Raw genomic sequence first — 12,011 nt, 5'->3', positions numbered from 1 at the left:
GCCGACGAGCCGGGCAGTGAGGAGTGATCATGACGAATTCACCTGGAGCCCCGAACCTGCCTGCCGACCAGATGGCTGCGTTGCTCTCCGCCCTCGAGGGATGTGACTCGGTCGAGTTGAAGGTCACCGTTCCCGACAGGGATCAGCGATCGACGATGCAGGCCCTTGAGATGGATGCGCTTGACGCCCAGATCCGGCAGGTGGTCTACTTCGACACACCGGACCTAGCGCTGAACCGGCACGGAATCATCGTGCGGGCCCGGAGGCGGACAGATGGGGACGACAGCGTGATCAAGCTGCGCCCCGTCGTCCCGAGCGAACTGTCCACCGAGCTGACGGGCGTACCCGGTTTCGGCGTCGAAGTGGATGCGATGCCAGGGGCCTTCGTGTGCTCGGCGAGCATGGGAGCAAAGAAGCGCAAAGGGAAGGTCAAGGAGGCCATCGCGGGCGGGCGCGCCATCTCCTCGCTCTTCACCAAACAGCAGCGGGCCTTTTTCGGCGACTGCGCGCCCGAGGGAGTCTCGCTCGACGACCTGTCGGTCCTCGGGCCGGTCACCGCCCTCAAGCTGAAGTACTCGCCGAGCGGCTACACCGGCAAACTCGTCGCCGAGTTGTGGTTCTACCCGGACGGCTCACGCATCCTGGAGCTGTCCACGAAGTGCGCGTCGAATGAGACCTTCGACGTGGCCGTCCGTACGAGGGCCTACCTCGAGGACCGCGGAATCGACCTGACCGGGGAACAGCAGGCGAAGACCCGCACGGCTCTCGAGTTCTTCTCCCGGGAGATCACCACGCCCTGAGCCGGGAGTGCCCGCTCTCCACCGCCGAGGGCCGTTGCCGTCCCGTCCACAGTTTTCGCCGTCTTCTCACCTGTGGAACGGTGCCCGGGCAGCCTGTGGTGATGGAGTCGGCAGGCATCAGGCTGGCGAGGGCCGCGAGAGAAGCGGTTGCTCTCCTCGTTCCCGTGGAATGTGTCGGATGCGGGGTGCCCGGCATCGCCGTATGCCCAGGATGTTCCGTCCGGATGGGCGGCCGGCTGGTGTGCCGCGAGCTCGAGCCAGGGTTCCCGGTCTGGGCGGGGACGGAGTACACGGATGTCGCCAGGCGCGCGATCCTCGCGCTCAAGAACGACCAGCGCACCGACGCGTCCTCCGCCCTCGCCCGCATCCTCCTCCCGGCCATCGACGCTGCCATCGACTCCCTGCCGGGTGATACGGCCGCGGGTGGCGTCGTGACACTCGCTGCGCTGCCGTCGACGAGGGCAGCATTCCGGCGGCGCGGCTACCGGCCGGTGGACGTGGTCGTCGCGCGGACGGCGTTCACGCTCGAGCATCCCCTCGCCTGGCGGCGCCAGCCAGGAGATCAGATCGGACTCGGTATCGCCGCGCGGCAGGCCAATCTTTCCGGCGCTCTCCGGACGAAACGACCGGTGACCGGGCGCCGTTTCCTTCTCGTCGACGACGTCGTGACAACGGGCCAGACGCTCAGGGAAGCACGCCGCGCGGTGGTGGAGGCGGGCGGCTCGGTCATCGGCGCGGCCGTGATCGCCGCAACTCCGCGACTCTTCCGGACCGCTTCGTCACGGGCACACTTTGCTGAGTGACTTATCAGCCGTGCGGGACTACGGTGGGGGCTAAAGGCGTGAAAGGACCGCCCTGGATAGTGCGGCGGCACGCCTGATCTGGGAGGTTGACGTGGAAACAAACATTGTCGGACAAGGCCTGGGACTCACCGATCGCTTTCGCGATTATGTGGAAGAAAAGTCTGAGAAGATCGCCCACCTGTCGGACCGGGCCCTCGCATTCGAGGTCAAGGTCAGCCGTCACCACGACAAGAGCGGGAAGGCTGGAGACGATCGCGTCGAGTTGACGCTCATCGGACCGGGCCCGCTCGTGAGAGCGGAGGCCGCCGGCTCGGACAAGTACGTCGCCTTTGATCTGGCAATCGCCAAACTTCTCGAACAGGTGCGTCGGGCGAAGGATCGAAAGAAGGTCCTTCGAGGGAAACGCAGGACATCACTGTCCGAGGCAAGCGCTGCCGGGTTCAGCACCATCGATGTGCAACCGGCGGACCTCGACACGATCCGCCGCGTCGCGACGGGGGCCGTTGCGACGGTCGAGGACGAGGCGCCTGAAGACGACGAGTACTGCCCCGTCGTGATCAGGGAGAAGGTGTTCGCAGCCGAATTCATGACCGTGGACGAAGCCGTCGACAGGATGGAGCTCGTCGGGCATCCGTTCTTCCTCTTCGTCGATGCGAAGAATGACCGACCGAGCGTCGTCTACCGTCGCAAAGGCTGGGACTACGGAGTCATCGGTCTCGACGAAGACGCGGGGAACGAGAAGAAGCGCGCCTAGCAGTTCGCTGTCCAGCTCACGCGGGTGCCCGGTATCGGCACCCGCGTGAGCCGCGTTCGGGGGAGTGGATCCGCCCGGATTCAGGATGCTCACACCCCGCACCGGACTAACATAGAGACGGTCGTCGGCAGGAGCGCCGGTGACCACACCGTGCACACGGCACGGCCGCACGTCGGAAAACGTGCCCCGAGAGCAAAGTGGAGTTCAATACGTGGCCTCAGTACTAGAGAAGGTTCTTCGCCTGGGTGAGGGCCGAGTCATCAAGAAGCTCGAGAACCTCGCAACGGCAGTCAACTCGCTCGAGCCCGACTTCGCCGACCTCACCGATGAGGAACTGCGCAACGAGACGGCCGAGCTGCGGGAGCGGCACGCCAACGGGGAGTCGCTCGACGACCTCCTGCCCGAAGCGTTCGCTGCCGTCCGCGAAGCATCCAAGCGCACGCTGGGGCTCCGTCACTTCGACGTCCAGCTGATGGGTGGCGCTGCACTCCACCTCGGCAACATCGCCGAGATGAAGACCGGTGAGGGAAAGACCCTCGTGGCCACCCTGCCCGCGTACCTCAACGCCATCGCAGGCAAGGGCGTCCACGTCGTCACGGTGAACGACTTCCTCGCCACCTACCAGTCCGAGCTCATGGGCCGCGTCTTCCGCGCCCTCGGCATGACCACCGGTGTCATCCTGGCCGGCCAGACCCCCGAGCAGCGCCGCGAACAGTACGCCGCCGACATCACCTACGGCACGAACAACGAGTTCGGCTTCGACTACCTCCGCGACAACATGGCGTGGCAGTCCAAGGACCTCGTCCAGCGCGGTCACTTCTTCGCGATCGTCGACGAGGTCGACTCGATCCTCATCGACGAGGCCAGGACGCCGCTCATCATCTCCGGACCGGCGTCAGGCGAAGCCAACCGCTGGTTCGCCGAGTTCGCCCGCCTCGCGACCGTCCTCGTCGAGGACGAGGACTACGAGGTCGACGAGAAGAAGCGCACCGTCGGTGTCCTCGAGTCCGGCATCGAGAAGGTCGAAGACTACCTCGGCATCGACAACCTGTACGAGTCTGCGAACACGCCGCTCATCTCCTTCCTCAACAACTCGATCAAGGCGCGCGCCCTGTTCAAGAAGGACAAGGACTACGTCGTCATGAACGGCGAGGTCATGATCGTCGACGAGCACACCGGACGCATCCTGATGGGACGCCGCTACAACGAGGGCATCCACCAGGCGATCGAGGCCAAGGAAGGCGTGCAGGTCAAGGCCGAGAACCAGACCCTCGCAACCGTCACGCTCCAGAACTACTTCCGCCTGTACGAGAAACTCGCCGGGATGACCGGTACGGCCGAGACCGAAGCCGCCGAGTTCATGTCGACGTACAAGCTCGGCGTCGTCCCGATCCGCACCAACAAGCCGATGCGGCGCCTCGACCAGTCCGACCTCGTCTACAAGAACGAGGAGACGAAGTTCGCCCAGGTCGTCGAGGACATCGCCGAGCGCAATGCCAAGGGGCAGCCGGTCCTGGTCGGAACGACGAGCGTGGAGAAGAGCGAATACCTCTCCCGCCTGCTCGCCAAGAAGGGCATCCGTCACGAGGTGCTCAACGCCAAGAACCACGCCCGCGAAGCCGCGATCGTCGCGCAGGCGGGCCGCCTCGGTTCGGTGACCGTCGCGACCAACATGGCCGGACGTGGGACGGACATCATGCTCGGCGGAAACGCCGAGTTCCTCGCCGTCCAGGAGATGAACCAGAAGGGCCTCAGCCCCACCGAGACGCCCGACGACTACGAGGCAGCGTGGGACGACGTCTTCACCGCGGTCAAGGAGACGGTGAACGAGGAGGCCGAGAAGGTCATCGACGCCGGCGGACTCTACGTCCTCGGAACCGAACGCCACGAGTCGCGCCGCATCGACAACCAGCTGCGCGGACGGTCGGGCCGTCAGGGCGACCCGGGTGAGAGCAGGTTCTACCTCTCGCTCACCGACGACCTCATGCGCCTCTTCAATTCCGGCGCCGCCGAAGCCCTGATGGGCCGAGGGGGAGTGCCAGACGACATGGCCATCGAGTCCAAGGTCGTCAGCCGCGCCATCCGCAGCGCACAGTCACAGGTCGAGGCTCGCAACGCCGAGATCCGCAAGAACGTGCTCAAGTACGATGACGTCCTCAACCGGCAGCGCGAGGCCATCTACGCCGACCGCCGCCACATCCTCGAGGGCGACGACCTGCACGAGCGCACCCAGAAGTTCCTCGAAGACGTCATCGACGAGGTGCTCGACGTGCACATCGGCGAAGGGAATGGCGACGACTGGGACTTCGACGCACTGTGGGTCGACCTGAAGACGCTGTATCCGATCAGCCTCACCATCGACGAGGTCGTGGCAGAGGCCGGGCAGAAGGGCAAGATCAACCGCGACTTCATGCGCCGCGAGATCCTGTCTGACGCCAGGCTCGCCTACTCCCACCGCGAGGAGCAGCTCGGGTCACCGGCCATGCGCGAACTCGAACGCCGCGTGGTGCTGCAGGTTGTCGACCGCCGCTGGCGCGACCACCTGTACGAGATGGACTACCTCAAGGACGGCATCGGCCTGCGCGCCATGGCCCAGCGCGACCCGCTGGTCGAGTACCAGCGCGAGGGCTTCAGCATGTTCCAGCAGATGATGGGCCAGATCCGCGAGGAATCCGTCGGCTACCTGTTCAACCTCGAGGTCGAGGTGAAGAAGGGCGCCACAGAGGAAGTGACGTCGGTCGAGGCCAAGGGCCTCACCCGCGACACGACCGAGGATGAGAAGCTCAGCTACTCGGCGGCCAACGAGGGTGGCGAGGTCGAGGTCCGCAACCAGAAGGGCCAGATCGAGAAGTCAGCGACCGCTCGCGCCCAGCGCGCTTCAGACGTGACGGCAGCACCGCGCACAGGCGGCACTCCGGCCCAGCCGGCACAGCCGGCCACCCGTGGAGCGTTCGGCCAGAAGGGCGACGCTCCCGCGGCCCCTGCCGGGAACCGCGCCGACCGCAGGGCCCAGGGCAAGAAGAAGTAACGCTCGACAGCCCGTCACAGACACCCCTGACCGGTTCGCCGGCCGGGGGTGTCTGTGTTCCTGCCCGTGGTCGAAGGGTCAGAGCACGGAGATGGCCGTAGCCCGCCAGCGCCTGTCCATGCCCTCGAGCCGGATCGCGACAGCCCGCGACCTCGTGCGCTGATGGACCATGACCACCGCTTCGATGACACCGTCCCGTGGCTCGAACGTCGTGATCCGCCCGATCCTGAGAACCGGTCGCACCGCCTGCAGCCCCTTGACCTGCCGCGCCCGCGCCGACACGACCTGACGTTTGAGCAGGTGCTTGTACACCTCCTCCGAGATCCAGCGGGCGAGCTGGTCGAGTTCCCGCGCACCGGCGAGGACCTCCATCACGCATCGCGTGAGATTCTCCAGCAGCGGTTCAGGAGGGGGAAGCTGTCCGGTGGGCGTCTTCTGCCTGCCGAAGAACTGTTCGGAATCGAAGGAGTGGTGAGGCGCGCTGCTGCCTGAATGACGGAAAGCGGGCTCGCCGGCGGACGTGGAGTTCATGCGTTGCTCCGTGGAAACGTGCGACGGAAACGACCTGGAAAGGTGGGCACGGCGACCTGGGCGGGGTCTGGAGGGCGCGACGTCGGCTGCCGGGGGCTCGGCGTATCGCTCGGTGACAGGATGCCTGTTTCGGGTCCACGCATGGCCTGCGTCAGCAGTCCCCCGTTCGGGGGCTCGTTATGCCGAGCTACTCTCCCAGCGCCTGCAGGCCCGTGTAAACCCCACGTTTTCAATCTGTGGATAACTCCCGCGCCCTGGCGACGGAGTCGCTACTCTCCATCCATGCGCTGGGACAGCCTCTTCGACGACCTCGAAAGCCAGCTCGAACATGAGCTGCACGCGGAGGAGCTCGACAGGCGTGCCGAGGAACACCGCCTCCGGGTCGGCAGGCTCACGCTCCGCGATCGGCTCCAGACGTTCGCGGGCAGCGACGGCCGTCGAGACGAGGTCACCATCGAACTGGTCACAGGAGCTGTGGTCACGGTCCTCCCGCAGTCGTTCGGACGGGACTGGATGAGTGCGGACCTCGTCACACGCGACGGAGCATCCGGGGCCTGCATCGTCCCGATCGAGGCCGTCGCAGGAGTAACACTGCCCAAGTCGAGTCTGGCGAGGAGCCTCGACGTCCCTCCCCGTGACGAGCAGGCGCCACGTCTGGCCGATCGTATCGGTCTGCCATTCGTTCTACGCGACCTCTGCCGGCGCCGGGTCTACGTCGAATTGCACGCCCGCTCGCGGCAGGTCGTGCACGGCGGCACGCTCGACCGTGTCGCCGGCGACCACGTCGACCTCGCCGTGCACGAGCGAGGTGCTCCCCGTCGCGAACGGAACGTCAGCCATCACCGGCTCGTGCCGATCGGAGACATCGGGCTCATCGTCCTGTGAGCCGTGCGTCGCCGGTGGGACGGCGACTCTCACACCTCGCGCGGAGGCAGGATCTTCCCGTCGGATACCTCGGGGAGGCTCGCAAGGTCGGACTCCTGCCAGAGCCCCATCCGCCTGGTCTCCTCGTACTTTCCCGCGATGTACGCCTCGAGGACGGTGCGTTCGATCCGCCAGCGGCCGGGGGTTCCGACCTGGATCGCGGGAAGTTCGGCCGTCCGGACGAGTTCGATGACGTCCGATGCCGGGATGTTGAGGATGTCCGCCGCGTCGGCCACTGTGAGGAAGCGCCCGACGGAGTCAGAAGAAACCGTATCCATGGATCCGATTATTGCGCCGGCTGTTCGCGACCGACGCGGGTGTGGATAACTTTCTCGCGTGTCGCACGAACTTGGCAGCATGGGACCACCGGCACCTGACGTGCGCGGTTCAACGGCTGGAGAGGGCATGAAGGCAACGCGATCGCGACGGTTCGGCGTCGACCCTCGTCTCGGCATCGGGGTTGGGTTGATCATCGCGTCGATCGTCGGTGTGTGGTCCGTGGTGCAGGCGGCCGACCGGTCGAGTCCCGTCTTCGTGGCGTCCTCGACGTTGTCGGTCGGCGACACGATCACCGGTGACGATCTGTCCGTGGCACACGTCCGGCTCGAATCTGCCGCGGGACGATACCTCACGACCATCCCTGACGACGGACTCGTCGTGACCCGCACGATCTTCGAAGGAGAACTCGTTCCTCGGGCGGCGGTGAGGGCGGACGCCGAGGTCCAGGTCAGTGCCGTCGTCGTCGAGTCCGCCATCGCCATCGCCGGTTCAGTGGAGCCCGGTTCGCGCGTCGACGTGTGGGCCGCCGAGCAGCAGGAGGACGGATCGTTCACGCCGCCGACCGTCATCGTGTCTGGCGCCAGTGTCGTCCGGGTGGTCGAACAACAGGGCCTTGTCTCGACCGGGAGCGGTGACACCGTGGAGATCCTCGTCCCGACGGGCACCGTGGCAGCGCTCCTCGCCGCACTCTCCGGTGAGAGCGCCATCTCGATCGTGCCGGCGGGCTGACCGGTGGCCGACCTGGCGTTCGCGCTCGACCGCGACGACGAAGACCGGCTGGTGTCTGCGCTCGTCGAACGGGGCCATCGGGTGGAGGCGAGGATCGGGCCCGTCGCCGACACCGCCGCCGCTCTCGAGGGCAGGCATCCGGATGTCCTCCTCGTCTCCGCCGACGCCGACCGGCTCACTCCGTCGCTCCTCGCGCTGTGCGATCGCCGCGGCATCCGGATTCTCGCCATCGCGTCGTCGTCTGCCGGGCGCAGCAACGCGGCGTCGCTCGGACTCCACGACGTCCTCGATGTCGGATGCCACGCGGATGCCGTCGACGCCGCCGTCCGTGGCGGGACGGTCGACGTGTCTCCCACCGCTGCCGTGAAGCACGGGACCATCGTCGCCGTGTGGGGCCCGGCAGGGTCGCCCGGCCGGACGACAGTCGCCGTCTCCCTCGCCACCGAACTGGCAGCTGCAGGCAACGTCGTCGCCCTCGTCGACGCAGACACCCACGGTGCCTCGATCGCCCCTGTTCTCGGCATGCTCGACGAAGCCCCCGGGTTCGCTGCCGCCTGCCGCCTCGCCGGGCAGGACGGACTCAGCCTTGCCGAACTCGATCGGATCAGGCAGCCGTACCCGGTGCACGGAGGCACGCTCAACGTGCTCACCGGCATCCCCAGGGCCTCCCGATGGCCTGAACTCAGCTCCGCCCGGGTGTCGCGGACGCTCGAGGCGTGCAGGGACTGGGCGGACTACGTGGTCGTCGACACCGGCTTCAGCCTCGAGGACGACGAAGAGATCTCGAGTGACCTGTTCGCCCCGCGAAGGAACGCCGCGACGCTCCAGGCGCTGCGGTCGGCTGACCGGATCCTCGCGGTAGCGACGGCAGACCCGATCGGGCTCGCCCGCTATCTCCGTGCATACGCCGACCTTGTCGAGCTCGCCGAAGAACGCCAGGTCACCACGGTCGTCAACAAGGTGCGGGCGAGCGTCGTGGGGCTCAACCCGTCCGGTCAGGTGCGCGCCACCCTCCAGCGGTTCGGCGGCATCGACGACGCCGTCCTCATCCCCGCCGACGACAAGGGCACTGATGCCGCGCTGCTGGCCGGTCGCGCGCTCCGCGACGTGAGTCCACGGTCGCAGGCACTCGCGGCCATCTCGCGCCTCGCAGCCGATCGCATCCTGCCTCCCGCGGCACCGGCCGGCCGTCGTGCCCTCCGGGGGCGACGGGTCCTCTCGCCGCTCCGGGCCGGTTCGTGAGGCGCCGGCGCACGTCTGGCGGCAGGAGCGCGCGTCGTAGACTGGACGAATGTCGACGCTCAGTGACCTTGTCCTCGCCAACGGCCGCTCCACAGACGAGGACGTCGACTGGCTGCACATGCTCGTCGGAGACGCTCAGCTCCTCGCCGACCTGGCCTTCGCCGACATCGTCGTCTGGGTTCCCACGAGGGACGGCAGTTTCATGTCGGTGTCGCACTACCGTCCGTCGAGTGCCGCCACCCTGTTCTACCGCGACTTCGTCGGCCAGCTGGTGAAACCCCAGTGGCGGACGCAGGTCACCGAGGCGTTCGAGACCGGCAGGATCATCGATTCGACCGCCCCGGACTGGTACGAGGAGACGCCGACGCGGGTGCGCGCTGTCCCGGTGATGCGTCGCCTGGCCGCGACCTCGCCGGAGAACGCGACCGTGCCGATCGCCGTGCTCACCCGGCACACGAACCTCGGTGAGGCGCGCACGCCCAGCCGCCAGGAACTCACCTTCAACGAGTGCGCCAACGACCTGTTCGAGATGATCGCAACGGGCGATTTCCCGGACCTCTCCGCGCCAACAGGCCCCCGCCGCGGCGCCCCGCGGGCGTCGGACGGACTGATCAGGCTCGACGTCGACGGCACGACCACCTTCGCCAGCCCGAACGCCCTCTCGGCGTTCAACCGGATGGGGTTCAACGACGAACTCGAGGGGGAGTCGCTCGCCGAGGTGACCACCCAGATCCTGCCGGGCAAACAGGTCATCGACGAGTCGCTGCCCCTGGTCGTCACCGGACGCGCCCCGTGGCGCACCGACATCGAAGCCCGCGGCGTCACCGTATCGCTCAGGGCCATCCCGCTCCGTCACCGCGGGGAACGCGCCGGTGCCATCGTGCTGTGCAGGGACGTGTCAGAGCTCCGGCACCAGGAACGCGAGCTCATCACGAAGGACGCGACCATCCGGGAGATCCACCACCGGGTCAAGAACAACCTTCAGACGGTCGCGTCGCTCCTTCGGATCCAGGCGAGGCGCGCGCGCACCGACGAAGGCCGCGAGGCGCTGACGCAGGCCATGCGGCGGGTCGCGGCGATCGCGGTGGTCCACGACACCCTCTCGGAGGGGCTCACCCAGGACGTCAACTTCGACGAGGTGTTCGAACGCGTCCTCATGCTCATCGCCGAGGTGGCGTCGTCACACAACACCACCGTGCACCCGCGGAAAACGGGGGAGTTCGGGGTGCTGCCGAGCGCATACGCCACTCCACTCGCGCTGGCGCTCACCGAACTCGTCACCAACGCGGTCGAGCACGGCCTGGCCGGAAGGGACGGCGAAGTCGAGATCGTCGCCGACCGCTCAGGCGACGAACTGACGGTGCTCGTCCGCGACAACGGGGTCGGCCTGCAGGAAGGCAAGGTCGGCACCGGTCTCGGGACTCAGATCGTCCGGACGCTCATCCAGGGTGAATTGGGCGGCACGATCGACTGGCACACCGTGATGGGATCTGGCACAGAGGTCACCATCGAGGTTCCCCTGCGCTGGATCTCCCGCTCCTGACGGAGCGGGAACGCCGGCTAGGAAGCGCGGCGCGCGCGAGCAGCGCGACGCTTGAGGGCGCGACGCTCGTCTTCGGAGAGGCCGCCCCAGACGCCGGAATCCTGGCCGGTCTCGAGAGCGTACTGGAGGCAGATCTCGGTGACCGTGCACCGACCGCAGACGGCCTTGGCCTTGTCGATCTGGTCGACTGCCGGCCCTGTGTTGCCCACCGGGAAGAAAAGTTCCGGGTCAGCGGTGAGGCAAGCGGCTTTGTCGCGCCAGTCCATGCGGGTGCTCCTTTGAATGGGGGTAAACGACCGATATGGTCGGGAATAAGGGTCTGCCGAGTCTGAGAGAGGGCGATCACGAAAACCGGATCTGCTCACCTCTCTGTGAGCGTCGTACTCGGGCCTCAACAATCGTGACATAGTGCCACTACCAAATCAATAGTTTTGTATGGGATACACCTGTGAATAACACTGACGAAACCGGCTCGACACCTGGGGACGCTATGATTCCCGCCGGACCAGGGCGCCGCGGAGGATCCACCGCCCTCCTGGTGGTCATCGCGCTGCTCTTCGTGGAGGCACTCGCCATGGTGATCGTCGTCGGTGTGCTCGTGGTCGACATCCTGACCCTGCCGGCGTCGTCGATGGCCAGCGCCATCGCGCTGACCGTTCTCGTCGCGATCGGGGCCGTCTTCATCACTGCGGTCGCCGTCGGCGCGCTGCGGAGGCAGGGCTGGGTGCGCGGCGGAGCGGTGATCTGGCAGCTCGTTCAGCTCGCGATCGCGCTCGGAGCGTTCCAGGGCGCGTTCGCACAGCCTGCCATCGGCTGGGCGATCCTCGTTCCCAGCGTTGTCGTCCTCGTCCTGCTCTTCACCCCGTCGGTGATGACGGCGATCAGGCGTGATCTGCCCTAGGCGACCTTGAGGCGCTTCCTCAGGGACGCGACGTGGCCGGTGGCCTTGACGTTGTAGAGGGCCTCGACGATCCTGCCGTCCTCGCCGATCACGAACGTGGAGCGGAGGACGCCGGTCACGATCCTGCCGTACGAGTTCTTCTCGCCGTATGCGCGGTAGGCGTTGTGGACGGTGAGGTCCTCGTCACTCAGCAGCGGGAAGGTGAGGTGGTCGCGCTCCTCGAAGGTCTTGAGGGTGGCAGGGTCGTCTTTGGAGATGCCGAGGACCGTGTACCCGGCCGCCTGCAGCGAACCGAGGTTGTCGCGGAAGTCGCAGGCCTGGGTGGTGCAACCCGGGGTCATCGCCGCCGGATAGAAGTACAGGATCACTCGTTTGCCGGCGAAGTCGGCGAGTGAGACGCTCTTCCCGTCTGCGTCTGGAAGGGTGAACGAAGGAGCCTGGTCGCCTGGGACGAGTCGCGCGTCTGTCATGGTTCCA

General features: G+C 66.8%; 13 protein-coding genes. 9 read left to right on the top strand and 4 right to left on the bottom strand.

The window, feature by feature from the left end:
- Positions 1 to 29: 29 nt before the first annotated feature.
- From AC1M2K_RS01780 to secA, 4 genes are all read left to right on the top strand, one after another.
- The gene (locus tag AC1M2K_RS01780; RefSeq protein ID WP_480237700.1) at positions 30 to 800 is read left to right on the top strand and encodes a CYTH domain-containing protein; all 771 of its coding nucleotides are present in this window, start codon (positions 30 to 32) and stop codon (positions 798 to 800) included.
- A gap of 224 nt (positions 801 to 1,024) precedes the next feature.
- Positions 1,025 to 1,603 carry a ComF family protein gene (locus tag AC1M2K_RS01775; RefSeq protein ID WP_480239601.1) on the top strand — a complete coding sequence of 193 codons (579 nt, stop codon included), beginning with the start codon at positions 1,025 to 1,027 and terminating at the stop codon, positions 1,601 to 1,603.
- Positions 1,604 to 1,694: 91 nt separating this feature from the next.
- Entirely contained in the window at positions 1,695 to 2,357 is a 663-nt protein-coding gene (gene hpf / locus AC1M2K_RS01770; RefSeq protein ID WP_480237698.1) for a ribosome hibernation-promoting factor, HPF/YfiA family, read from the top strand.
- Between the two features lie 211 nt (positions 2,358 to 2,568).
- A complete protein-coding gene (secA, locus tag AC1M2K_RS01765; protein WP_480239600.1) occupies positions 2,569 to 5,385 on the top strand; it encodes a preprotein translocase subunit SecA in 2,817 nt (938 codons plus the stop codon).
- Between the two features lie 78 nt (positions 5,386 to 5,463).
- On the opposite strand, the gene AC1M2K_RS01760 is transcribed toward secA, so the two are convergent.
- On the bottom strand, positions 5,464 to 5,916 hold the full coding sequence (locus AC1M2K_RS01760; protein ID WP_480239599.1) for an Rv3235 family protein: 453 nt from the start codon (positions 5,914 to 5,916) through the stop codon (positions 5,464 to 5,466).
- A 282-nt stretch (positions 5,917 to 6,198) separates the two neighbouring features.
- On the opposite strand from AC1M2K_RS01760, the gene AC1M2K_RS01755 reads away from it, so the two are divergent.
- Complete coding sequence (locus tag AC1M2K_RS01755; protein WP_480239598.1) at positions 6,199 to 6,801, top strand: hypothetical protein; 603 nt, start codon at positions 6,199 to 6,201, stop codon at positions 6,799 to 6,801.
- 29 nt (positions 6,802 to 6,830) lie between these two features.
- Here the strand turns inward: AC1M2K_RS01755 and AC1M2K_RS01750 are convergent, their stop codons facing one another.
- Entirely contained in the window at positions 6,831 to 7,118 is a 288-nt protein-coding gene (locus AC1M2K_RS01750; protein WP_480239597.1) for a helix-turn-helix domain-containing protein, read from the bottom strand.
- A 127-nt stretch (positions 7,119 to 7,245) separates the two neighbouring features.
- Between AC1M2K_RS01750 and AC1M2K_RS01745 the strand changes: the two genes are divergently transcribed.
- From AC1M2K_RS01745 to AC1M2K_RS01735, 3 genes are read left to right on the top strand one after another with little or no spacing between them, the layout of a single operon-like run.
- Complete coding sequence (locus AC1M2K_RS01745) at positions 7,246 to 7,848, top strand: flagella basal body P-ring formation protein FlgA (RefSeq protein WP_480239596.1); 603 nt, start codon at positions 7,246 to 7,248, stop codon at positions 7,846 to 7,848.
- 3 nt (positions 7,849 to 7,851) lie between these two features.
- Complete coding sequence (locus AC1M2K_RS01740) at positions 7,852 to 9,090, top strand: CpaE/TadZ family protein (RefSeq protein ID WP_480239595.1); 1,239 nt, start codon at positions 7,852 to 7,854, stop codon at positions 9,088 to 9,090.
- Between the two features lie 49 nt (positions 9,091 to 9,139).
- Positions 9,140 to 10,633 carry a sensor histidine kinase gene (locus AC1M2K_RS01735; RefSeq protein ID WP_480237691.1) on the top strand — a complete coding sequence of 498 codons (1,494 nt, stop codon included), beginning with the start codon at positions 9,140 to 9,142 and terminating at the stop codon, positions 10,631 to 10,633.
- Positions 10,634 to 10,650: 17 nt separating this feature from the next.
- Here AC1M2K_RS01735 and AC1M2K_RS01730 read toward each other — a convergent pair whose 3' ends face one another.
- Complete coding sequence (locus AC1M2K_RS01730) at positions 10,651 to 10,899, bottom strand: WhiB family transcriptional regulator (RefSeq protein WP_090711166.1); 249 nt, start codon at positions 10,897 to 10,899, stop codon at positions 10,651 to 10,653.
- 182 nt (positions 10,900 to 11,081) lie between these two features.
- Here AC1M2K_RS01730 and AC1M2K_RS01725 point away from each other — a divergent pair, with 182 nt between their 5' ends.
- Positions 11,082 to 11,534, top strand: a complete 453-nt coding sequence (locus AC1M2K_RS01725) for a hypothetical protein (RefSeq protein ID WP_480237690.1) — start codon at positions 11,082 to 11,084, stop codon at positions 11,532 to 11,534.
- Here AC1M2K_RS01725 and bcp read toward each other — a convergent pair.
- On the bottom strand, positions 11,531 to 12,004 hold the full coding sequence (bcp, locus tag AC1M2K_RS01720; protein WP_480239594.1) for a thioredoxin-dependent thiol peroxidase: 474 nt from the start codon (positions 12,002 to 12,004) through the stop codon (positions 11,531 to 11,533). The genes AC1M2K_RS01725 and bcp overlap by 4 nt on opposite strands.
- Positions 12,005 to 12,011 lie beyond the last annotated feature (7 nt).

The sequence above is a fragment of the Mycetocola sp. Y171 genome (genome assembly GCF_056713165.1).
The sequence above is the reverse complement of the archived record's forward strand: the minus strand, read 5'-3'. Positions and strand labels throughout refer to the sequence as shown.